We start from the raw sequence: 22,433 nt of genomic DNA on the forward strand, positions 1-22,433 counted from the left end.
TCAGGCCGCTCCCTCGGCCGCGGCGCGGTCGAGCTCGGCGAGCTTCTCTCGTCTGGCCGCCTGCTCGACCGGGTCGGGCACGGGCAACGAGGCGAGCAGACGCTGCGTGTACGCATGCCGGGGCGCGCCCAGCACCTGGTCGTTCGGGCCGCTCTCGATGAGGTCGCCGTGGTACAGGACGCCGATCCGGTCGGCGAGCATGTTGACGACGGCCAGATCGTGACTGATGAACAGCGCCGCGAAACCGAGATCGGTCTGCAGTTCACGGAACAGCTCGAGGACGCGCGCCTGGACCGACACGTCGAGCGCGCTGGTCGGCTCGTCGGCGATGAGCAGCGCGGGCTCGAGCGCCAGCGACCGGGCGAGGCTCGCCCGCTGCCGCTGCCCGCCGCTGAGCTCGTGCGGGTAGCGGTCGCCGAACGCCTTCGGCAGCTGGACGGCCTCGAGGAGCTCGTCGACCCGCTTCCGAGCGGCACGCGCATCGCCGGCGCGCCCGTGGACGATCAGCGGCTCCGCCACGCACTCGGCGATCGTCAGCAGGGGGTTGAAGCTCGACGCCGGGTCCTGGAACACGAACCCGATCTCGGCCCGCTTGGGCTTGAAGTCGCGCTCGTGCACGCCGTTCATCTCGATGCCGAGCACGTCGAGCGAGCCGCCGGTCACGGTGGTGAGGCCGGCGATGGCCCGGCCGATCGTGGTCTTGCCGGAGCCGCTCTCGCCGACGAGGCCGAGCACCTCGCCCCGGGCGATCGAGAAGTCCACGCCCTTGACGGCGCGGAATCCGGGTCGCCCCAGCCGGCCCGGGTACTCGATCTCGAGACCCGTCGCCCGGACGACGACGTCGCGGTCCGCCTCGGCGGCCTGCACCTGATCGCCCCGGGGCTCGAGCCGGGGCACCGAGCCCAGCAGCCGACGCGTGTAGTCGTCCTTCGGTGCGGCGAACAGCTCGCCGGACGACGCCTGCTCGACCACCTTGCCGAGGTACATGACCGCCACCCGGTCCGCCAGATCGGCCACCACTCCCATGTTGTGGGTGATGAGGACGATCGCGGTGCCGAACTCGTCGCGCAGGTCTCGGAGCAGATCGAGGATCTCGGCCTGCACCGTGACGTCGAGCGCCGTCGTCGGCTCGTCCGCGACGATGACCGAGGGGTTCAGCACGAGCGCCATGGCGATCACGACCCGCTGCTTCTGACCGCCCGAGAACTGGTGCGGGTAGTAGTCGACGCGCTTCTCGGGTTCGGGGATGCCGACCCGGCGCAGGATGTCGACGGCTCGACGTCGGCCTTCGGCGCGACCGACCTTGCCGTGGGCCCGGAGGCCCTCGAGGATCTGCCACCCCACCGTGTAGACGGGGTTGAGCGCCGTGGAGGGCTCCTGGAAGACCATCGCCACGTCGCGGCCGCGGAGGCCGCGGAGCGCGGCGGGGCTCACCTCGAGCACGTTCTGCCCCGAGAGCAGCACCGCCCCGGACGCCGTGGCGGTCTCGGGCAGCAGACCGAGGATGGTCTTCGCCGTGACGGTCTTGCCGCTGCCGGACTCCCCCACGATCGCGAGGACCTCTCCGGCGCGGACGTCGAGGGTGACCCCCTGCACGGCGGCGACCTCGCCGCCGTCGGTCGCGAACGTGACCTCGAGGTCGGTGATGCCGACCGCGACGTCGCGCTGATCACGGGGCAGACCGTGGCCGGCGTGACGGACCGGGCCCGCGCCTCCTCGGCCGGCCTCGGCGGGCAGTCCGGCGGTGTCAGTCGTGTCGCTCACGCGGGGACCTCCTCGGTGGTGGCCGTCGTGGGCACCGTGTCGTTCGTCTTGCGGCGGGCGCGTCGTCGCGTCCGGAGGCGCGGGTCGGCGAGGTCGTTCAGGCTCTCGCCCACGAGGGTGATGCCGAGCACCATGAGCACGATCGCCGCGCCCGGGAACACGCCCGTCCACCAGATGCCGCTCGCGGTGTCGCTGAGCGCCCGGTTGAGGTCGTAGCCCCACTCGGCCGCGGACGTCGGGCCGATGCCGAACCCGAGGAACCCGAGGGCCGCCAGGGTCAGGATCGCCTCCGACGCGTTCAGCGTCAGGATGAGCGGCAGGCTGCGCGTGGCGTTGCGGAGCACGTGCTTGAACATGATGCGGGGGGTGCTGCTGCCGACGACCTTGGCCGACTCGACGAACGCCTCGCCCTTCAGGCGCACGGCCTCGGCCCGGACCACGCGGAAGTACTGCGGCACGTAGACGACCGTGATCGAGATCCCGGCCGAGACGATGCCGCCCCAGAGGCTGGACTGACCGCCGCTGATGACGATCGAGACGACGATCGCGAGCAGCAGCGACGGGAACGCGTAGACGGCGTCGGCGACGACGACGAGCACGCGGTCGAGCCAGCCGCCGAGGTAGCCCGAGACGAGCCCCAGGGCGACGCCGATGGTGATGGAGAGCACCACGGCGACGACGACGACCGCGATGGCCGTGCGCGTGCCCCAGACGACGCGGCTGAAGACGTCGTAGCCTCCGACGGTCGTGCCCCAGAGGTGCATGGCCGACGGCGGCGCCTGACGCGCGAAGGTGCCCGAGTCGTCGCCGAGCTGGCCGAAGCCGTACGGCGCGATCAGCGGGGCGAAGACGGCGGCGAGCAGGAACACGGCGCAGATGACCACGCCGGCGACGAGCATGCCGCGCTGCAGACCGACGGAGCGGCGCAGCTGGGCGATGATCGGGAGGCGCTTCCAGAGCGGAGCGCGACGGTCGGCGAGCACGCCGGTGCTGGTGGTGGCGCTCATGCTCAGTACCTCACCCTCGGGTCGATCAGGGCCGCGATGACGTCGACCAGGAAGTTCGTGACGGCGACGATCACCGCCAGGACGGCGACGATTCCCTGGACGGCGATGAAGTCGCGCGCCGACAGGTACTGCTGCAGCTGGAAGCCGAGACCGCGCCAGCCGAAGGTCGTCTCGGTCAGCACCGAGCCGCCGAGCAGCATCGCGATCTGCAGCCCCATCACCGTGATGATCGGGATCAGGGCGGGCTTGAGCGCGTGCTTGCGGACGAGGCGGAGCTCCGACACGCCACGCGAGCGGGCCGAGTCGATGTACTCGGAGCCGAGCGTGCCGATCACGTTCGTGCGCACCAGGCGCAGGAAGATCCCGGCGGTCAGCAGTCCGAGGGTCAGCGCGGGGAGGACGGCGTGCGACAGGACGTCGACGATGATCGTGCTGTTGCCCGTCCGCAGGGCGTCGACGAGGTAGATGCCCGTCGGGTCCTCGATCCTCCCGAGGGCGATGCCGACCCGCGTCGAGGCTCGACCGCCCAGCGGGAACCAGCCGAGCCAGACCGAGAAGGTCAGCTTGAGCAGGAGACCCGCGAAGAAGACCGGCGTCGCGTAAGCGAGGATCGCGAGGATGCGCAGCACGGCGTCGGGCCACCGGTCGCGCAGGTAGGCGGCCAGCATGCCGAGCGGGATGCCGATCACCAGCGCGATGATGAGCGCGTAGAACACGAGCTCGACCGTGGCCGTGCCGTACGTCACGATCACTTCGCTGATCTGACGGTTGTCGGTCGCCGTCGTCCCGAAGTCGAGACGCACGATCTGGCCGAGGTACTCGAGGTACTGCACGATGATGGGCCGGTCGTAGCCGGCGGCGGCGAGCCGTTCCTGGAGCTGCGCCTCGGTGAGGCGCCCGCCGACGGAGGCGGTGATGGGGTTGCCGACGACCCGCATCAGGAAGAAGACCAGGGTGACCAGGATGAAGACGGTGGGGATGATGAGGAGCGCGCGGACCACCAGGTAGCGACCGAATCCTCCACCGGGACGACGTCGTCGCGCGGTGGGGTCGGAGGTGGGCGGCTCACTCGCGAGGGGTGCCTCGATGAGCGACGTCACGTCAGGTGCCTTTCAGGGATGGGGCGACGGGCGACGCGCGAAGGGGCGTCCCGCGCATGGCGGGACGCCCCTCGTGCGTCACACGTCGTGGATCACGTTCGTGCTCAGCGGCTCAACGCGGCGTAGCGGAACTTGAAGGACGGGTCGAGCGTGTCGTCGACGCCCTGCACGTCGCTCTGCGAGACGACGACCTGGGTGCCCTGGAGGATCGGCAGCGTCGGCAGGTCGTTCGCGACGACCTCCTGGATCTGACCGATGATCTCGGTGCGGGCAGCCTCGTCGGACTCGGCGATCTCGTCCGCCAGGAGACCCTGGACCTCGGCCGAGTCGTAGTGGTTGCCGACGAAGTTGTCCTTCGTGAAGAACGGCGACAGGTAGTTGTCCGCGTCCGAGAAGTCGGGGAACCATCCGAGCTGGTACACGGGGTACGCGTCTTCACGGCGCTCGGTGCTGTAGGTGTCCCAGAGGGTCGACTGCAGGTTGACCTCGAAGAGACCCGTGGCCTGGAGCTGCGTCTGGATCAGCGCGTACTCCTCGTCGCTCGACGCACCGTAGTGGTCGGGGCTGTACTGCAGGTCGATCGTCACGGGCGTCTCGACGCCGGCGGCCGAGAGGGTCTCGGTGGCCTTGTCGACGTCGGGGCCGCCGTCGCCGTCGCCGTAGAGCGACTCGAGCGGCTTCGTGGCACCGGTGAGGCCGTCGGGGACGACCGAGTACAGCGGCGTGTAGGTGTCGTTGTAGACGTCGCTCGCGAGGGCGTCGCGGTCGATCGTGTCGGCGATCGCCTGGCGGACGGCGAGGGCCTTGTCGGCGTCCGCGTCGGGCTGCGTGGACCCGTAGGGCATCGTGTCGAGGTTGAACACGAGGTAGCGGATCTCTCCGCCGGGTCCGTTGTGCACCGTGAGCGAGTCGTCGGTCGCCAGGTCGGCGAGGTCGGTCGGGCTCAGGCTGCGGTTGGCCACGTCGACGTCGCCCTCCTGGACGGCGAGCTTGAGGTCGGTCTCCTCCGTGTAGTAGGTCGCCGTGATCGAGTCGGTCTTGGCGGCGCCGAGGACGCCGTCGTACGCGTCGTTGGCGGCGTACGCGATGGTCTCGTTCTCGGAGTAGTCGGTGATCGAGTACTGGCCGGAGAAGGCGTCGCCGGAGACGATGTCGTCGGCCGAGGTCAGCTCGGTGGCCGAGAAGACGTCCTCGTCGACGATCGGCGCGGCGGGGCTCGAGAGGATCTGGGGCCAGGTCTGGTCGGCGCCGTTGAGCGTGAACACGACGGTCGTGTCGTCGGGCGCCTCGACGCCGGCGAGGTTCGCCAGCAGCGACGAGGGCCCGTTCGGGTCGGCGATCTGCAGCTGGCGGTCGAACGTGAACTTCACGTCGCTCGATGTCAGCGCGTTGCCGTTCGCGAAGGTCAGGTCGGGCTTCAGCGTGACCGTGTAGGTGGTCGGGTCGGTGAACTCGGCCGACTCGGCGAGGTCGGGCTCGACATCGGGGCTGCCGTAGGGCGAGTTCATGAGGAACCCGAACACCTGGTTCTGCACGGCGAACGAGCCGTTGTCGTACGATCCGGCGGGGTCGAGCGACGTGATGACGTCGGTCGTGCCGATGCTGATGCCGTCGAGGGCGTTCTCGGCGTCACCGCCCGAGGCGCAGCCGGCGAGGATGAGGGTGGTGGCAGCGGCGCCACCGACGACGGCGAGAGCGCGTCGACCGAGCTTGGAGTCGGATGTCATATCCGGTTACCTCTTTCTCTGTGTGCAAGGGACCCCACGGGCGCGGCTGTGTTCACGCCTCATTCGGGGTGGATCCATTGGTAACACACACCGGACTCGCGGCCCTACTCCACGCGGAAGTGTTTACAGGCCCGCAATGAACACTTGCCAGGTGGTCCGTCCCGCCGCGGAACCGCGGAATCGCGGTGCTGCACGGGGTAAGCGCATTCATTCCTGTCGGACGGCCCGGCGCTCGGCCTCGAGCGCGACGATCTGCTGCTGGACCTCGCGATGGCGCTCGGGTTCGGTCTTCGCGTCGGTCCGCCGCAGCTGCCCCATCAGCTCGGCGCGCTCCCGCAGGATGTCGCGCTCGACCAGCGACGACACGATGCCCCGACAGTAGGTGGTGATCTCGCGGCCCGGACGTTCGAGGATCGGCGCGACCGCGAGCTCCTTGGCGAGGGCGTCGAAGGGCGCGGGAGTCTGATCGAGGACCGTGTCGAGCCAGTCGCTGGCCTCGAGCCGCTCGAGGCTGACGCCGATCGCGTCGCGGACGACGCTCAATGCGCTGTTCTCGAGGCGGGCGCGCGCGGCCCGCTGCATGAGCGGGAGCCCGACGGCGGCCGGCTGCTGCAGCATGGCCATGAGGGCGTCGCGCTCGGTGCGGGTGGTCAGATCGGAGGGCAGCGTCAGGAGGCTGGGCCCCTCGGGTTCGTCGGGAACGGGCGGCAGGCTCGTGATCGACTGACGACCGTCCGAGACGTTGGCGGGCTTCGCGCGTTCGATCGAGGCCTGCGACGCCGTGGTCCGGGCCACCTCCTGATAGGCGGCGACGACCTCCTCCGTGTCGACGCCCACCCACTTCGCCAGCATGCGCGCGTAGCCGCGCTGCAGGGACTGCTCGCGCATCGTGGCGAGGACCGGGGCCCCGGCGCGGACGGCACCGGCGCGCCCTTCGACCGTCTCGAGATCGAAGTCGTCGATGACCCGTCGGATCATGAACTCGAACAGCGGTCGCTTCGTCTGGATGAGACGACGGACGGCGTCGTCGCCGCGGTTCAGGCGGAGGTCGCACGGGTCGAGGCCGTCGGGCGCCACCGCGACGAAGGTCTGGGCCGTGAAGCGCTGCTCTTCGGCGAAGGCGCGCGACGCGGCACGCTGACCGGCCTCGTCGGGGTCGAAGGTGAAGACGACCTCGCCGCCGGCCGAGGTGTGGGCGCCGGCGACGTCGCCCAGCATCGGCCGCAGCAGCTTGATGTGGTCGACGCCGAACGACGTGCCGCAGGTCGCGACAGCCGTCGTGACCCCGGCCAGGTGGCAGGCCATGACGTCTGTGTAACCCTCGACGATGACGACCTGCTTGCCCTTCGAGATGTCGCGGCGGGCGAGATCGAGCCCGTAGAGCACCTGCGACTTGTGGTAGATCGGCGTCTCGGGGGTGTTGAGGTACTTCGGGCCCTTGTCGTCGTCGAGGAGCCGTCGGGCGCCGAACCCGATCGTCGAACCGGTCACGTCGCGGATCGGCCAGAGCAGGCGTCCGCGGAAGCGGTCGTAGGGGCTCCGGTCGCCGTGGCTGAGCAGGCCCGCCGTCACGAGCTCGTCGTCGGTGAAGCCCCGGCCCTTGAGGTGGCTGCGCAGCGCGTCGAACGACTTCGGGGCGAAGCCGACGCCGAAGCGCTCGGCCGCAGCCGGGTCGAACCCGCGCTCGCCCAGGAACCGCCGGGCCGGGTCGGCGTCGGCCCCGGTCAGGTGCTCGACGAAGAACTCGCGGGCCGATTCGTGGGCGGCGATCAGCCGGGCGCGGTTGCCGTGGTCGCTCGCCTGACCGCCGTCTTCGTAGTGCAGCTCGAAGCCGAGCCGGGCGGCCAGGCGCTCGACGGCCTCCTGGAAGGTCGTGTGGTCCATCTTCTGCACGAAGCTGAAGACGTCGCCGTCCTCACCGCAGCCGAAGCAGTGGTACCGCCCGACCTGAGGCCGGACGTGGAAGCTGGGACTGCGCTCGTCGTGGAAGGGGCAGAGGCCCTTCATCGAGCCGACGCCCGCGCCCTTGAGCGTGACGTGGTCGGACACCACGTCGGCGATGTTCGTGCGCGACCGGACCTCGTCGATGTCGTCGCGTCTGATCAGGCCGGGCACGGGATGATTCTAGATCGGACCACTGACCGTCCAGGCCGCTCCGCACAGGCGGCACGTGCCTCCTCGGATCGGTCCGCCACGAGCCCGCGGTGGGCGCCGTCGACCGGCCTCACGCGACGACGAGTCGGTCGTGCCAGGCCATCGCGCTCTGATCGGTCAGCGACGCGACCTGGTCGACGACGACGCGACGACGGGCGGTGTCGTCGCCGGCGTCCGCCCAGTCGGCCGCGAAACCCGGGTCGAGCTCGGATGGTCCGGCCGACCAGAGGGCGTCGGCGAGACCGGTGAGCAGCTCGCGCTGCCGCTGGTAGATGGGCTGGCGGGTGCCGTGGGTCATGACGAAGGCCGCGACGATCCCCTTCAGCACGGCGATCTCGCCGATCACCTCGGGCGGGACCACCATGCTCGCGCTGAACCGGGTCAGGCTCGACTGGGAGTAGGACTCCCGCGTCGACTGCGTGGACGCTCCGGCGAAACGGCCGATCAGCTGGCTGGTGAGGTTCTTCAGGCGGGCTTGGTCGAGGCGGCCGCCGTCGTAGGAGTCCACCCAGAACGGCTGGGCGCGGAGGCGGTCGAAGGCCTCGACGAGCTCGTCCCGGCTCAGCTCGCCGCCCACCCACTCGTGCATCGCCGTCACGAGGTCGTCGTGGCCCTCACGCGATCCGAGGGTCGCGACGTCGACGTAACCGTTAACGACGGCGTCCTCGAGGTCGTGGACCGAGTAGGCGATGTCGTCGCTGAGATCCATGACCTGCGCCTCGATGCACCGGCGGCGGCGGGGCGCTCCGGCGCGCAGCCACTCGAAGGCCTCGGTGTCGTCGTCGTAGAAGCCGAACTTCATGCGGCCGCCCGGATCGGGCACGCCCTGCGCCGCGGGCCACGGGTACTTGCAGCTCGCGTCGAGGCTCGCGCGGGTCAGGTTGAGGCCGTAGCTGCGTCCGGTGTCGTCCATGACCTTCGGCTCGATGCGGGTCAGCAGCCGCAGCGTCTGCGCGTTGCCCTCGAAGCCGCCGATGCCGACGGACCAGTCGTTCAGCGCCTTCTCGCCGTTGTGCCCGAAGGGCGGATGCCCCAGGTCGTGCGCGAGACAGGCCGTGTCGACGACGTCGGGGTCGAGACCGAGGCTCGTCGCCAGCTCCCGGCCGACCTGGGCGACCTCGAGGGAGTGCGTCAGACGGTTGCGAGCGAAGTCGAGACCGGCCGTCGGGCTCAGCACCTGGGTCTTCGCCGCGAGTCGGCGCAGCGCGCTGGAGTGCAGCAGCCGCGCCCGGTCGCGGGCGAAGTCGCTGCGACGGTTCGAGTGCTGCTCGGGCAGCCAGCGGTCGGAGTCGGCGGGCTCGTACCCGGCGGAGGTGCTCAGGGCGGTCTCGGTGGGCACCGGGGCCTTTCGGTCGGAGGGGGTGATGGTTCCGCGGCGGCGGTTCGGCGCCGGTGGTTCCGCGGCGATGGTCCGGGAGGCGCGGGTCGGCTCGGCCGCCGGGGTCGCGCCGGTCGGGCGGTGGCCGATCAGCCGCCGCTGTGATGCAGCTCGGCGGCGGCCAGCTCGGCTTTGAAGGCCTCGTCGAGGTCGCGGCTCTCGAGCCAGCGGTCGGGCAGGGCCGGCCGCTTCGGACTCCCGGCCCGGCCCCGGGGACCCTCCGCGGCCTCGCCGGGGTAGAGCTCGTCGGGGTTCATCGTCGCGAGCAGATCGTCAATCTCCTGGAGGGAGTCGGCGAGGGCGAGAGCGGCCCTCACCTCGCCGCCGACCGGGTACCCCTTGAAGTACCAGGCGACGTGCTTGCGCATGTCGCGACACGCCCGCCCCTCGTCGCCCGACCAGAACTCGACCATGAGCTCGGCGTGACGTCGGAACGCGCGGCCCACCTCGCCGAGCGTCGGCTCGGCCTTGAGGTCCTCGCCGCGGAACGCCGCGGCGAGGTCGCCGAAGAGCCAGGGGCGGCCCAGGCAGCCACGGCCGACGACCACACCGTCGCAGCCGGTCTCGTCGACCATGCGGAGGGCGTCGGCCGCCGACCAGATGTCACCGTTCCCGAGGATCGGGACGTCGGAGATGGTCTCCTTCAGCGTCGCGATGGCGGACCAGTCCGCGGTGCCGGAGTAGAAGTCGGCCGCGGTGCGGGCGTGCAGGGCGATGCTCGCGACGCCGGCGCCCTGGGCCGCCCGAGCGGCCTCGAGGTAGGTGAGGTGGTCGGAGTCGATGCCCTTGCGCATCTTGACGGTGAGCGGGACGGCGCCGGCGGCGGCCACGGCGCGCTCGACGATCTCGCGGAACAGCCCGGTCTTCCAGGGGAGGGCCGAACCGCCGCCCTTGCGGGTCACCTTCGGAACCGGGCAGCCGAAGTTCAGGTCGATGTGGTCGGCGCGGTCCTCGGCGACGAGCATCGTGACGGCCTCGGCGACCGTGTTGGGCTCGACGCCGTAGAGCTGGATGCTGCGCGGGGTCTCGGACTCGTGATGCTGGATGAGCCGCATCGACTCGGGGGTGCGCTCGACGAGAGCGCGACTCGTGATCATCTCGCTGACGTAGAGACCGGCGCCGTACTCGCGGCACAGCCGACGGTAGGCCGTGTTCGTGATCCCGGCCATGGGCGCCAGCACGACCGGGGACGCGACGTCGATCGGGCCGATCGAGAGGCCGGGCGAGGGCAGAGTGGAAATGGACATCGATACGATTCTCCCATGAGTGACGGCAGGGTGACAGAGGGCACGGGTCCGGCGGACGACGGCGACGCCGGCCCCCGCCTCGACGGGGTCCGGGCGGCGGGTCTCGACCGGGTCCGGTCGGACGCGGCTGCCCACGGCGTCGAGGTCGAGATCGTCGCCCGGCCGGCCGCCGATTCGCTCGAGGCCGCGGCCGGACTGCTGGGCATCGACCCCTCGTCGATCGTCAAGAGCCTCGTGGTAAAGAGACACGACGGGGCGTTCCTGTTCGCCCTCGTGCCCGGCGACCGGCAGATCTCGTGGCCCAAGCTGCGCGCCGTGGTCGGCGTCAACAGGCTCTCGATGCCCCGCCCCGAGACGGCGCTCGAGGCGACCGGCTACGAACGCGGCACCATCACGCCGATCGGCAGCAGCACCGCCTGGCCCGTCTACGCCGACGACCGCATCGTCGGGCGACGCGTGGCGCTCGGAGCGGGCGAGCACGGCTACAGCGCCTTCGTCTCGGCGGACGAGCTGCTCGCCGGATACGACGCGATCGTGGCCGACATCAGCGACTGACGCCGCGCCTCCTCGGGTCAGGAGCGCGGGGCGGCGGTCTCCGCCGTCCGAGGCCCGTCGGTGGTCGCCGGCCGATCCGCCGTCGACGGCAGGGCGCAGGAGTCGCCGTCGCAGACGACGGCGTCGGCCGAACCCAGCATCGTGAACCCGGGGGCCGGGGCGTCGGTCATCGGTCCGCCTCCGAGCCGACCTGCTCGAGAGCCTGGAGGAACGCCTCGGGGGCCTGCGCACCGGAGATGCCGTATCGGCCGTCGAGCACGAAGAACGGGACACCCGTGATTCCGTAGGCCTGCGCCTGCGCCTGGTCGGCACGCACGTCGGGGAGGTGACGCGCGTCCGTCAGAGCGAGACGCGCCTCCTCGGGATCCAGCCCGACCTCGGCCGCCAGCGCGACGAGATCGTCGATGCGGCCGACGTGGCGACCCTCCTCGAAGTAGGCGGACAGCAGGCGCTCCTTCATCTCGCGCTGACGCCCGTTCGCCTTCGCGAAGTGCAGGAGCTCGTGCGCCTTGACCGTGTTCGTGTGCTGGAGGTGCTCGAAGTCGTAGGCGAGTCCGACCTCGGCGGCGATGCCCGACACCTGGCTCAGCATGCCCTTCACCTGGTCGGCGGGCATCCCCTTGTGCTTGGCGAGGAAGTCGACCTCGTCGCCCTCGAAGTCGACCGGGGTGTCGGGCGAGAGCTCGAACGAGTGGTACTCGATGTCGACGGGGCGGCCGTAGCGCTCGACGGCGTCCTCGAACTTCCGCTTGCCGATGAAGCACCAGGGGCAGGCGATGTCCGACCAGATGTCGACCTTGACGGGGTTCTGCGATTCAGTCACAGCCTCGGCAACCGCGCTCCGGCCCACGGCATTCCCACGCGAGTGGGGCGTACCCGCCGACCGCGCCCGGCCGCCGGCTCCGCTTCGTCCCACCGCCCTGCTTCGCGCGGCTCGACGCGGCGCTGCCGCCCTGCTCCGCCCTGCTCGTCCGGCTCGACGCGGCGCTGCCGCCCACTCAGGCGCGCTCTACACGGCCCCCGGCGACAACTCCTGCACCTTGCGGCGACGCAACACCGACAACCGCCATTTTCGGCGACCGCGCGGCCCGAGCACCCTCGGCCGACCGGAGTTCTCGACGCGCGGCAGGATCCTCGGGCCACCCGCAGTCGCCGTCAGGGCGTCGACGACGGCGAGCACCAACGGCCACTCCTCGCGGACCATCGAGGAGCTCGCCCGAAACGGGACCAGACCCTCCAGCGCGATCCTGGCGTCCTTCCCGCGATCCTTCTCGAAGCGGTGCTCATGATGCTCGCGACCATCGGTCTCGAGACCCACCACGCCACCCACGAGCATGTCGATGCGGTGGCCTCCCGGTCCGACGGGCACCTGACGTTCGATGTGATGCCCGCGCAGCCGCAGGCGGGTACCGGCAGCGCTCTCGAGGATGCTGTCGACACCGACGTCGCTCCAGGCGACGAGTCCCGCTGCATCCGCGCGTCGCCGTGAGAGCACCTCGGCGGCGTCCGTGTCGTCTGCGACGAGTCCGACCGCGCGAGCCCAATCCACGAGGATCACGGCGTCCTCGAGGGACTCGGTCTCCGTGACCGCCCGAGCCAGGGCATCGCGGGGGTCGACCGACCAGGTCGTCCCCCGCTGAGAGAGCTCGCGCGGATCCCAGACGACGCGGACGCCTCTCCGACGTCGCAGTCGTGACGCGGTCTCCGGGACCGACACGGTGATGGGCGGCTCGTGCCACGACCAGGCCCCCCACTGCCGCAGGGCCGACGCCCCGGTGAGTCGACCGCCGACGGCGACGGCGACGAAACGCGGGTCGTCGGGCGGCCAGGTCGAATACCATCCACGTCGCGGTCGCCGGACCCGGCGGGATCGGACGGCGACGGTGAGATGGCGGTCGGTGGCTCCGTGCGCCACGAGATCGCGCTTGTGCAGCAGGCCGCCCGCGGCGAAGACGAGTTCGTCAATCGAGGTCATGACCGACACGATCCCGAGTGGTTCGACAGGAGGGAGGCGCGGTGTGGACGGGACTCGGTCGACGATCGGCTGGGAAGGAGTCGGCCGTCGTCGACGTCCACATCGCGGCCGGCCGGGAACTCCTCACGCGTGGCGCCGAGGGCAGCGACACGCCGCGCGGCAGGGACGTCGCGCCGCAGGAGGGAGGAGTTGCCGACCGGTGCGGACCCGAGGCGCGGCGGATGAGGTCGGCTCGCACGGATGAGAGGCCCGCACCGCCCGTCGGCAGGAACCCATCGGCCGAGTGCGCGTCGGCGCGGGCAACTCAGGGGCCCAGCGCCGCGGCTCACCGACACGCCGGAACCGAGGGGCTGAACTCAGCACGCTGGAGGAGTTGCCGACGGAGCGTGGAGCCGTGCGCCGCGGCCGCTCGCACCTCCGCAGTGCGACGGCGCCGAGGGCGGCAGCGGTGCAAGGCGGCCGCGGCGCGCCTCGGGGCGGCTAGGCGCCGAGGAGCTGCTCGGCGAGGTAGCCGCGCAGCTGCGCCAGCGGCATGCGCTGCTGCTCCATGGTGTCGCGCTCTCGCACCGTCACCGCGTCGTCGTCCAGCGAGTCGAAGTCGACCGTGACGCAGAACGGCGTGCCGATCTCGTCCTGGCGGCGGTACCGCCGGCCGATGGCCCCGGCGTCGTCGAAGTCGATGTTCCAGTACTTGCGCAGGTCGGCGGCGAGCTCGCGAGCCAGCGGCGACAGCCGCTCGTTGCGGCTCAGCGGCAGCACGGCGACCTTGATGGGCGCCAGACGTCGGTCGAGCTTCAGCACCGTGCGCTTGTCGACGCCGCCCTTGGCGTTCGGCGCCTCGTCCTCGGTGTAGGCGTCGACGAGGAAGGCCATGAGCGATCGCGTGAGGCCGGCCGCGGGCTCGATGACGAACGGGGTCCAGCGCTCGTTCTTGGCCTGGTCGAAGTACGAGAGGTCCTTCCCGGACGCCTCGGCGTGCGTCCGCAGGTCGTAGTCCGTGCGGTTGGCGATGCCCTCGAGCTCGCCGAACTCGCCGCCGGCGAAGCGGAAGCGGTACTCGATGTCGACGGTGCGCTTGGAGTAGTGCGAGAGCTTCTCGGCGGCGTGCTCGTACAGACGGAGGTTCTCGGGGTCGATGCCGAGGTCGACGTACCACTGGAAGCGCTGGTCGATCCAGTACTGGTGCCAGTCCTCGTCCGTGCCGGGCTCGACGAAGAACTCCATCTCCATCTGCTCGAACTCGCGGGTGCGGAAGATGAAGTTGCCGGGCGTGATCTCGTTGCGGAAGCTCTTGCCGATCTGGCCGATGCCGAACGGGGGCTTGATGCGCGACGACTGCAGGATGTTGTCGAAGTTCGTGAAGATGCCCTGCGCCGTCTCGGGTCGCAGGTAGGCCATCCCCTGCTCGTTGTCGACCGGACCCAGGAAGGTCTTGAGCAGACCCGAGAAGTTCTGCGGCTCGGTCCACGAACCGGGCTGCCCGGTGTCGGGGTCGCGCACGTCGGCGAGGCCGTTCTCGGGCGGGTGGCCGTGCTTGGCCTCGTACGCCTCGAGCAGGTGGTCGGCGCGGTAGCGCTTGTGGGTGTGCAGGGACTCGACCAGGGGGTCGCTGAACACGTCGACGTGCCCGGATGCCTCCCACACCTGTCGCGGCAGGATGACGGCCGAGTCGAGGCCCACGACGTCGTCGCGACCCTGCACCATGGTCTGCCACCACTGGCGCTTGATGTTCTCCTTCAGAGCGACGCCGAGGGGGCCGTAGTCCCAGGCCGAGCGCGAACCGCCGTAGATCTCTCCCGACTGGAAGACGAAGCCTCGGCGCTTGGCCAGGGCGATGACGGAATCGAGACGGTTGGGTGCTGCCACGTGTGATGCTCCGATTGTGTTGAGGCCCGAGCTGGATGCCCGGTCGGCCGAGGTACCCGGCAACTCTAGCCGGGAGGGCGGCGGGCTACGGGCGCAGCGCCCGCACGACCGCGGCGACGTCGTCCTCGTCGTTCCAGAGGTGGAACGCCACCCGGACCCGCCCGGCGCGACCCGACGCGGTGAGTCCCGCCGCGGCCAGCGAGGGGAGGTCGCCGCCGGTGTCCGGCCAGGTGACGATCGCCTGCCCCTGACGGTCGAGGTCGAGCCCGTCGCAGAGCAGATCCCCCAGCGAGGAGGCGTGGGCCCAGACCTCGGACACGTCCAGCCCCGAGAACGCGGTCAGAGCCGGAAGGGCGCCGACCCAGGCCGGCCAGGCGGGTGAGACGTCGAAGGCGCGGGCGTCGCCGGCGAGATGCATCTCCGGTCCGTAGCACGAGCCCCAGACGGACTCCCCCGCGTACCAGCCCGCCTGGACCGGTCGCAGCCTCGGCGCCGCCGACTCGGCGATCGTCAGGAAGGCCACCCCGCGCGGGCTGCAGAGCCACTTGTAGGCGTGGCACACGGTCAGGTCGTAGCGACCCGCGTCGACCGGCAGGACGCCGGCCGCCTGGGTCAGGTCGCAGAGCGTCAGCGCCCCGTGACGGCGCGACGCGGCGACGATCGCGGCGTCGTCGGCGCACGCCCCGGTCGCCGACTGGACGGTCGACCAGGCCACCAGCCAGGTCGCGTCCGTGACTGACGACGCCAGCTCGCCCAGTGGCACGCTGCGCACGGTGACGCCCCGGTGGGCCTGCTGGGCGAACGGGAACACCATCGAGCTGAAGTCGCCCTCGACGCAGAGGACCTCGGCCCCGTCGGGGACGGCTGCGGCCACGACGGCGACCATGGCCGACGTCTGCGAGCCGATCGCGACCCGGGAGGCGGGGACGCCCACCAGCGTCGCGTACGCGCCCCGTGCCTCCTCGACGACCCCTCCGTAGTCGACCGGCGAGGTCCGGCCCGTTCGCCAGGCCTCGAGATCGAGCCGCTGCGCGTCGAGCGTGGCCTGCATCGGCAGGCCCATCGTGCAGGCGGCCAGATAGCCGGTGCGCGGCGCGAACGACCGGGCGACCTCGTCGAGCGAGGGAGACCAGGAGGCGCGGGTCGAGTCGGACATGCCTCCAGCCTGACGAGACGCTCACCGAACGACAAGCACCAGTGTCGTGGGCTTTCCATAACCGTCGCTTATGGTGTGGGGATGAGCGACGACCTCGACCTCCAGACGCTGCGCGTCGTGCGCGCCCTCGCCGACGCGGGCACGATCACCGCCGCGGCCGCCCGGCTGGGCTACAGCCAGCCCGCCGTGAGCCAGCACCTCCGGCGGGCCGAGGCCCGGATGGGGCATCCCCTGGTCCTGCGGACCGGCCGAGGGGTCCGGCTCACCGAGGCCGGGATGCGTCTGGCCGAGCACGCGGTGCACGTGCAGGCGGCGCTCGACGCCGCGCGGCAGGAGCTCGACCAGCTCGGCGGGGCCGCCTCGGGTCGGGTGCGGCTGACCGGGTTCCCCAGCGCCTCCTCGACGATCGTGCCCGACGTGCTGTCGCGGCTGCGACGCCGGCACCCCGGGCTGCAGGTCGCCTACGTCGAGGCCGAGCCGCCCGAGGCGCTCGCGCTGCTGCGCGACGGCACCGCCGACGTCGCGCTCACCTTCACGCATCCGGGAGCCGGGCTCGCCGAGCGCGTCCCGGAGGGGCTCCACGAAGAACCCGCCTACCTCGACCGCACGGTGCTCGTCGTGCCCGACGACCACGCCTTCAGCGAGGGGTCCGATTTCGCGGACCTCGCGGACGCCCGATGGATCGGCGGCTGCCCCCGGTGCCGCGGGCACCTCCTGGCGAGCTGCGCGGCCTCGGGGTTCGCGCCCGACATCGTCCTCGAGACCGACAACGCGCTGGCCGTGCTCGGGCTCGTCGCGGCCGGGATGGGCGTGGCGCTGCTCCCCCGGCTCTCGCTGCAGGCGGCCGCGATGCCGCAGGGGGTCCGCGTCGTCGAGCTCCCGACGTCGATGGGGCGGCGGATCGGCGTGGTCCACCGCCCGGGAGCGCGCCGGGTGCCGAGCGTCCGTGCCGTGACCGAGGCGATCCGGGCGCTGGACCCGCGCCTCCACGGGCTCACCGCCCTGGGCGGCGGTCCGGAGGACGAGGGTTAGGCTGACCGGACGACTTCGGGAAGGTGTTCGATCCGTGCGCAGAAGAGTGCTCGCCTCGGCGGCGGTGGTCGTGACGACGCTCGTCGGCCTCACGGGCTGCTTCGCGGATCTCGACGCCCTGTCTCCCGTGGACGGCGGGGCGGCGGGAGGTCCCTCCTCCGCTCCCCCGCAGCCCCAGGTGACCGGTGCCCCGGGCACCGGCGGCGGGTCCTCGCCCGACGAGCTCGCCCCGGGCGGGACCCTCCTGAACCAGGTCAACTACAGCGACCTGACCATCTACATCTACGACGTGGGCCGGCTGACGACCACCGAGCCGTCGATCTACGCCCGACCGGACGGGACCGACCCCTTCCCGGTCGGAACGGCCGTCCAGGCGACGGCCTACGTGCTCACCAACAACTCGCAACGACGCCTCGACCTGACCGACCTCAGCGCCGACTACTCGTCGTACGGCAACGACCTCGCGACGCAGGACGTCTTCGCGGGCCGCGACCTGCTCACCTCGCTCGGCTACGAGACGGAGCTCGACGCGCAGTTCCCCGCCGACGCCGCTACCTGGTATCTGCTGCCGGGCGAGTCGGTCGTCTTCGCGAACGCCTGGTTCCACCGCGACACGGACGGGCCGCTCACGCTGCAGTTCCTCTGGCCCGCGGAGCGGATCTTCCTCGGGGCGAACATCCAGTTCTGACCGGGCGCCGCCGACCGGTGGCGGGGCGCCGTCCGCTGGCGACCGGGCGCCGCCGACTTGCGGCGGGGCGCCGTCCGCTGGCGACCGGGCGCCGCCGACCGACGGCCGGGCCCCTCCGTCGAACGCTAGGCGGTGGGGGCGTCGACGGCCCCGCCGAACCGGCGCGAGCGCGCGGCGTAGGTCGTCACCGCCTCCCAGAGGTCGGTGCGCGTGAAGTCGGGCCACAGCCGGTCGAGGAACACCATCTCGGCGTACGCCGACTGCCAGAGCAGGAAGTTGCTCGTGCGCTGCTCGCCCGAGCTGCGCACGAAGAGGTCGACGTCGGGCAGGTCGGCGGTGTAGAGGTGCTTCTGGATCAGCCTCTCGCTCACCCCCGAGGGTTTGAGCCGGCCGGCGGCGACGTCGTCGGCGATGGCCCGCACCGCATCGGCGATCTCGGTGCGGCCTCCGTAGTTGACGCACATCGTCAGGGTCAGGACGTCGTTGCCCTTGGTGAGCTCCTCGGCGAACATCAGCTCCTTGATGACCGATCCCCACAGGCGGGGTCGGCGGCCGGCCCACCGGACACGCACGCCCCAGGCGTTCAGCTGGTCGCGCCTCCGGTGCAGGACGTCCCGGTTGAAGCCCATCAGGAACCGCACCTCGTCGGGCGATCGCTTCCAGTTCTCGGTCGAGAACGCGTAGACGCTGAGGTGCTTGACCCCCATCTGGATCGCTCCGGCGACGACGTCGAGCAGCGACATCTCGCCGGCCTTGTGCCCCTCGACGCGGGTGAGGCCCTTGCCGTTGGCCCAGCGTCCGTTGCCGTCCATGACGATGGCGACGTGACCGGGGACGGCGCCCTTCGGCAGGGCGGGCGGGTAGACGCCCGTCCAGTCGAGGGGACGGAAATCGGCCGCGTCGCGGTGGGTCTTCTTCACGGATGCGCTTTCGGGGGTGAGAGGGGTCCGGCGGGTGTCGCCGAGAGGGACGGCGGCGCAGGAGCCTGCGACGCGGTGAGGGCCCGGGTTCCGGGCTCGCGATCGACATGCTGCAGAGAGCGGAGTCCGCGCTCGAGATGCCACTGGGTGTAGGCGGCGACGACGCCGCTGGCCTGGTTGCGGGTGTGCTCGGGCGCGCTCTCGGCGACCGCCCAGTCTCCGGTCAGCAGCGCCGACAACAGGGCCAGCGCCTCCTTCGAGAGCCTCGGAGCCCCGGGAGGCGCGTGGGAGTCCGCCACCACGCCGCCGAGCTGCACGACGAACGCCGTGTGCGGCCCCGGCGCGCCCGTCACGGCGCAGTCGCCGAAGCTGGGCGACCAGCCCGCCACGCTGAGCGCCCGGAGGAGGTACGAGTCGAGGGTGAGCTGCGGGGCGTGCTCGCCCCGGGACAGCGACCGCAGCGCGCCCACGAGGAGGAGGTACTGCTGCAGGCCCGCCTCGGCCTCCGTGAGCTTGTCGGCCGTCTCGACCATGACGCTGCCGGCGGTGTAGCTCGCGTAGTCGGCGGCGATGACGGCCCCGTACGAACCGAGCGACTCCGCCTGCTGGACGATGTCGAGCGAACGGCCCTCGTAGAGCTGGAGGTCGGCGACCATCATCGGCTCGAGGCGGGCGCCGAACTTCGACGCCGTGCGCCGCACGCCCTTGGCCACCGCACGGATCTTGCCGTGGTTGCGACTGAGCATCGTGAGGATGCGGTCGGCCTCGCCCAGCTTGTGGGTGCGCAGGATGACGCATTCATCACGGTAGACGGGCACTCCCCCAGTATCCCCCGCGTGGTACAAACGTCGGATGCACGCCACAGCCTTCGCCGTACCTCTGTGGGTGGATCTTCTCGCCGTCGGCATCGGCAGCCTGCAAGGGGCGATGTTCGCCTCCGAGTTCAAGGACCGCCGCCTCGACCTCCTCGGCATCGCGATCATCGGCATCGCGACCGGCCTGGGCGGCGGCGTGCTGCGCGACGTCCTGCTGGGCGTCGTGCCGCGGGCGATGACCAGCAACTGGTACCTCACGGTCGCCGTGCTCGCGGCCATCCTCGGCATGGCGCTGCAGCGGGTCTTCGACCGGCTCGCCGGCCTCATCACCGTGCTCGACGCCCTCACCATCGGGCTGCTCGGCGCCATCGGGACGACCAAGGCGCTGTCGCTCGGGCTGCCCGAGATCCCCGCCGTGTTCGTGGGGGTGATCGCCGCGGTGGGCGGCTCCGTCTTACGGGATCTCCTGATGAACCTGACGATCGCGATGATGCACGTGGGGTCGCTCTACGCGGTCGCCGCCGCGGCCGGGACGATCGTCCTCGTGGTCGCGGTCGCCCTCGGTGCACCGGTCGCCGTCGCCGCCATCGTGGGCACCTCCGTGACGCTCGTCATCCGCATGCTCGCGGTGCGCTTCGGGTGGACCCTGCCCGAGCAGCGGGCGCTCAGCCGCCTTCCGCGCTGGCGGCGCCCCCGCTGAGTGCGCACTCGGCCGCCCCGGCGGGCCCGGCGGGCCCGGCGGGCCGCGCCGCCCGCCCGGGTCGGCAACTCCTGGCGTGTGCTGCCCCGCGGCCACCGGAGCCGCATGGAGTCGTCGGCCGCGCAGCACCCGGCAGGACTTGCCGACGATGGCGACGCGGGGAACGATCCGCACGCCCGCCCGCCCCGTCGCCCGTCTCGGTCGGCAACTCCTGGCGCGTGCGGCCCCGCGGCCGCCGGAGCCGCACTACGTCGTCTGCCGCGCAGCACCGGGCAGGACTTGCCGACGACGGCCGCCCGCGGAACGACCCGAACGCCCGCACGCCCCGCTCGGGCTGTCGGGCACTCCGGGTCGACACAGAGCGGCGCGGGGCGGACACGGGTCGGCAACTCCTGGCGCGTGCTGCCCCGCGGCCGCCGGAGCCGCACTACGTCGTCTGCCGCGCAGCACCGGGCAGGAGTTGCCGACGACGGCCGCCCACGTCATGGCGCCGGACGCGGCGGCCTCGTCGTCAGACGGCGGCGAGCCGGCGAGCCCCGCTCGTCGCACGCAGGGCGCGGTTGACTGCCGAGACGATCGCCTTGAGCGACGCCGTCGAGATGTCGGCGTCGATGCCGACGCCCCAGAGACGCGTGCCGTCGACGTCGAGCTCGACGTAGGCGGCAGCCTGGGCGTCGCCGCTGGCGCTCAGCGTGTGCTCGACGTAGTCGTACAGCTTCACCTGCACGCCGTGGTCGGCCAGCACCGCGATGAACGCGGCGATCGGGCCGGTGCCTCGGCCCGAGGTCGACTCCACGTCGTCGCCGATCCTCAGATCGACCTCGAGAGTCGTCTCTCCCGACATGTCGCTCGACGTGCTCGTCCGGGTCAGCTCGAAGCGGCCCCACTTGTCGTCGGTGTCGGCGGCCGGCAGGTACTCGTCCTGGAAGATGGACCAGATGTGCGGGCTCGTCATCTCGCCGCCCTCGGTGTCGGTCCGAGCCTGGACGACCCCGCTGAACTCGATCTGGAGCTTGCGCGGCAGGTCGATCGCATGGTCGGCCTTGAGCAGGTAGGCGACGCCGCCCTTGCCCGACTGCGAGTTGACGCGGATGACGGCCTCGTAGCTCCGACCGAGGTCCTTCGGGTCCACCGGCAGATAGGGGACGGCCCACTCGAGCTCGTCGACGTCGACCCCGCGAGCGGCCGCGGTGCTCGCCATGGCCTCGAAGCCCTTCTTGATGGCGTCCTGGTGGGAGCCGGAGAACGCCGTGTAGACCAGGTCGCCCGCCCACGGGCTGCGCTCGTGCACGGGGAGCTGGTTGCAGTGCTCGGCGGTGCGCTTGACCATGTCGAGATCGCTGAAGTCGATCTGCGGGTCGATCCCCTGCGTGAAGAGGTTGATGCCGAGCGCGACGAGATCGACGTTGCCCGTCCGCTCGCCGTTGCCGAACAGGCACCCTTCGATGCGGTCGGCGCCGGCCAGGTAGCCGAGCTCGGCCGCGGCGATGCCCGTTCCACGGTCGTTGTGCGGGTGCAGCGACAGGATGACGCTGTCGCGCCGGGCCAGATTGCGGTGCATCCATTCGATCGAGTCGGCGTAGACGTTGGGGGTGGCCATCTCGACGGTGGCCGGCAGGTTGATGATGACAGGCCGTTCGGGCGTCGCGTCGAACGCCTCGATGACCTGGTTGCAGATGTCGCGCGCGAACTCGAGCTCGGTCCCCGTGTAGCTCTCGGGCGAGTACTCGTAGAAGACCGCGGTCTCGGGGATCGTCTTCTCCGCCTCGAGACAGAGCCGGACGCCCTCGAGCGCGATGTCGACGATGCCCTGACGGTCCGTGCGGAAGACGACGTCGCGCTGCAGCACGCTGGTGGAGTTGTACAGGTGCACGATCGCCTGCTTGGCTCCGGCGATGGACTCGTAGGTGCGGGTGATCAGGTGCTCGCGCGCCTGCGTGAGCACCTGGATGGTGACGTCGTCGGGAATCGCGCCCTCGTCGATGAGGCTGCGGACGAAGTCGAAGTCGGTCTGCGAGGCGCTCGGGAACCCGACCTCGATCTCCTTGTAGCCCATGCCGACCAAGAGGTCGAACATGATGCGCTTGCGCTCGGGGCTCATCGGGTCGATCAGCGCCTGGTTGCCGTCACGGAGATCGACGGCGCACCAGCGCGGCGCCTCCGTGATGCGCTTCGACGGCCAGGTGCGATCGGGCAGGTCGACGGCGATCTGCTCGTGGTACGGGCGGTACTTGTGGATCGGCATCGCCGACGCGGTCTGGTTGTTCTTCATGGTCTCGAGCTCCTGGGCGGGCTGACGAGTGTCAGCGCGTGGATGGTCAGCCGACGACGAACTCCGCGACGAGGGAG

The 22,433-nt window shown here is 71.2% G+C and carries 19 protein-coding genes; 4 read left to right on the forward strand and 15 right to left on the reverse strand.

Annotated elements, in window-relative coordinates:
* From FFA01_RS02850 to dusB, 7 genes are all read right to left on the reverse strand, one after another.
* Positions 1-1,680, reverse strand: coding sequence for a dipeptide ABC transporter ATP-binding protein (locus FFA01_RS02850; RefSeq protein WP_146853017.1), 1,680 nt, complete (start codon positions 1,678-1,680; stop codon positions 1-3).
* Positions 1,681-1,760: 80 nt separating this feature from the next.
* Positions 1,761-2,771: an ABC transporter permease gene (locus FFA01_RS02855; protein ID WP_146852800.1), complete on the reverse strand. Its 1,011-nt coding sequence runs from the start codon at positions 2,769-2,771 to the stop codon at positions 1,761-1,763.
* A 2-nt stretch (positions 2,772-2,773) separates the two neighbouring features.
* Positions 2,774-3,871 (reverse strand): ABC transporter permease, encoded by a 1,098-nt coding sequence (locus tag FFA01_RS02860; protein ID WP_146852802.1) that lies wholly within the window; start codon positions 3,869-3,871, stop codon positions 2,774-2,776.
* Between the two features lie 104 nt (positions 3,872-3,975).
* On the reverse strand, positions 3,976-5,598 hold the full coding sequence (locus FFA01_RS02865; protein WP_146852805.1) for an ABC transporter substrate-binding protein: 1,623 nt from the start codon (positions 5,596-5,598) through the stop codon (positions 3,976-3,978).
* 207 nt (positions 5,599-5,805) lie between these two features.
* Positions 5,806-7,713: a DNA primase gene (gene dnaG, locus FFA01_RS02870; protein ID WP_146852807.1), complete on the reverse strand. Its 1,908-nt coding sequence runs from the start codon at positions 7,711-7,713 to the stop codon at positions 5,806-5,808.
* A gap of 109 nt (positions 7,714-7,822) precedes the next feature.
* Positions 7,823-9,091: a deoxyguanosinetriphosphate triphosphohydrolase gene (locus FFA01_RS02875; protein ID WP_244289672.1), complete on the reverse strand. Its 1,269-nt coding sequence runs from the start codon at positions 9,089-9,091 to the stop codon at positions 7,823-7,825.
* A 128-nt stretch (positions 9,092-9,219) separates the two neighbouring features.
* Positions 9,220-10,377 (reverse strand): tRNA dihydrouridine synthase DusB, encoded by a 1,158-nt coding sequence (gene dusB / locus FFA01_RS02880; protein WP_146852809.1) that lies wholly within the window; start codon positions 10,375-10,377, stop codon positions 9,220-9,222.
* Between the two features lie 15 nt (positions 10,378-10,392).
* Between dusB and FFA01_RS02885 the strand changes: the two genes are divergently transcribed.
* A complete protein-coding gene (locus tag FFA01_RS02885; RefSeq protein ID WP_146852811.1) occupies positions 10,393-10,932 on the forward strand; it encodes an aminoacyl-tRNA deacylase in 540 nt (179 codons plus the stop codon).
* Between the two features lie 17 nt (positions 10,933-10,949).
* Here FFA01_RS02885 and FFA01_RS15840 read toward each other — a convergent pair whose 3' ends face one another.
* From FFA01_RS15840 to FFA01_RS02905, 5 genes are all read right to left on the reverse strand, one after another.
* The gene (locus FFA01_RS15840; RefSeq protein WP_167627263.1) at positions 10,950-11,102 is read right to left on the reverse strand and encodes a hypothetical protein; all 153 of its coding nucleotides are present in this window, start codon (positions 11,100-11,102) and stop codon (positions 10,950-10,952) included.
* Positions 11,099-11,755 carry a DsbA family oxidoreductase gene (locus FFA01_RS02890; protein ID WP_146852813.1) on the reverse strand — a complete coding sequence of 219 codons (657 nt, stop codon included), beginning with the start codon at positions 11,753-11,755 and terminating at the stop codon, positions 11,099-11,101. Before FFA01_RS02890 ends, FFA01_RS15840 begins: the two co-directional genes overlap by 4 nt.
* Positions 11,756-11,941: 186 nt before the next feature.
* Complete coding sequence (locus FFA01_RS02895; protein WP_146852815.1) at positions 11,942-12,907, reverse strand: putative endonuclease domain-containing protein; 966 nt, start codon at positions 12,905-12,907, stop codon at positions 11,942-11,944.
* A gap of 480 nt (positions 12,908-13,387) precedes the next feature.
* A complete protein-coding gene (locus FFA01_RS02900) occupies positions 13,388-14,773 on the reverse strand; it encodes a glycine--tRNA ligase (protein WP_146852817.1) in 1,386 nt (461 codons plus the stop codon).
* 85 nt (positions 14,774-14,858) lie between these two features.
* Complete coding sequence (locus FFA01_RS02905) at positions 14,859-15,929, reverse strand: aminotransferase class V-fold PLP-dependent enzyme (RefSeq protein ID WP_146852819.1); 1,071 nt, start codon at positions 15,927-15,929, stop codon at positions 14,859-14,861.
* An 81-nt stretch (positions 15,930-16,010) separates the two neighbouring features.
* On the opposite strand from FFA01_RS02905, the gene FFA01_RS02910 reads away from it, so the two are divergent.
* Positions 16,011-16,961, forward strand: coding sequence for a LysR family transcriptional regulator (locus FFA01_RS02910; RefSeq protein WP_146852821.1), 951 nt, complete (start codon positions 16,011-16,013; stop codon positions 16,959-16,961).
* A gap of 34 nt (positions 16,962-16,995) precedes the next feature.
* On the forward strand, positions 16,996-17,649 hold the full coding sequence (locus tag FFA01_RS02915; RefSeq protein WP_146852823.1) for a hypothetical protein: 654 nt from the start codon (positions 16,996-16,998) through the stop codon (positions 17,647-17,649).
* A gap of 125 nt (positions 17,650-17,774) precedes the next feature.
* Here FFA01_RS02915 and FFA01_RS02920 read toward each other — a convergent pair whose 3' ends face one another.
* The gene (locus FFA01_RS02920) at positions 17,775-18,569 is read right to left on the reverse strand and encodes an isoprenyl transferase (RefSeq protein ID WP_146852825.1); all 795 of its coding nucleotides are present in this window, start codon (positions 18,567-18,569) and stop codon (positions 17,775-17,777) included.
* Positions 18,566-19,387 carry a DNA repair protein RecO gene (recO, locus tag FFA01_RS02925; RefSeq protein ID WP_146852827.1) on the reverse strand — a complete coding sequence of 274 codons (822 nt, stop codon included), beginning with the start codon at positions 19,385-19,387 and terminating at the stop codon, positions 18,566-18,568. The genes FFA01_RS02920 and recO overlap by 4 nt, the downstream gene beginning before the upstream one ends.
* Positions 19,388-19,421: 34 nt before the next feature.
* Here recO and FFA01_RS02930 point away from each other — a divergent pair, with 34 nt between their 5' ends.
* Complete coding sequence (locus FFA01_RS02930; protein ID WP_146852829.1) at positions 19,422-20,084, forward strand: trimeric intracellular cation channel family protein; 663 nt, start codon at positions 19,422-19,424, stop codon at positions 20,082-20,084.
* A 511-nt stretch (positions 20,085-20,595) separates the two neighbouring features.
* Here FFA01_RS02930 and leuA read toward each other — a convergent pair.
* Positions 20,596-22,356: a 2-isopropylmalate synthase gene (leuA, locus tag FFA01_RS02935; RefSeq protein ID WP_146852831.1), complete on the reverse strand. Its 1,761-nt coding sequence runs from the start codon at positions 22,354-22,356 to the stop codon at positions 20,596-20,598.
* Between the last annotated feature and the right edge of the window lie 77 nt (positions 22,357-22,433).

It is taken from the genome of Frigoribacterium faeni (assembly GCF_007988805.1).
GTDB lineage: Bacteria > Actinomycetota > Actinomycetes > Actinomycetales > Microbacteriaceae > Frigoribacterium > Frigoribacterium faeni.

Bases quoted from the DNA above. Each gene is read 5' to 3' on its own strand.
- FFA01_RS02855 (WP_146852800.1), bottom strand. From the start codon at position 2,771: ATGAGCGCCACCACCAGCACCGGCGTGCTCGCCGACCGTCGCGCTCCG.
- FFA01_RS02930 (WP_146852829.1), top strand. From the start codon at position 19,422: ATGCACGCCACAGCCTTCGCCGTACCTCTGTGGGTGGATCTTCTCGCC.
- FFA01_RS15840 (WP_167627263.1), bottom strand. From the start codon at position 11,102: ATGACCGACGCCCCGGCCCCCGGGTTCACGATGCTGGGTTCGGCCGAC.
- FFA01_RS02910 (WP_146852821.1), top strand. From the start codon at position 16,011: ATGAGCGACGACCTCGACCTCCAGACGCTGCGCGTCGTGCGCGCCCTC.
- FFA01_RS02895 (WP_146852815.1), bottom strand. From the start codon at position 12,907: ATGACCTCGATTGACGAACTCGTCTTCGCCGCGGGCGGCCTGCTGCAC.
- FFA01_RS02885 (WP_146852811.1), top strand. From the start codon at position 10,393: ATGAGTGACGGCAGGGTGACAGAGGGCACGGGTCCGGCGGACGACGGC.
- dusB (WP_146852809.1), bottom strand. From the start codon at position 10,377: ATGTCCATTTCCACTCTGCCCTCGCCCGGCCTCTCGATCGGCCCGATC.
- FFA01_RS02905 (WP_146852819.1), bottom strand. From the start codon at position 15,929: ATGTCCGACTCGACCCGCGCCTCCTGGTCTCCCTCGCTCGACGAGGTC.
- FFA01_RS02865 (WP_146852805.1), bottom strand. From the start codon at position 5,598: ATGACATCCGACTCCAAGCTCGGTCGACGCGCTCTCGCCGTCGTCGGT.
- leuA (WP_146852831.1), bottom strand. From the start codon at position 22,356: ATGAAGAACAACCAGACCGCGTCGGCGATGCCGATCCACAAGTACCGC.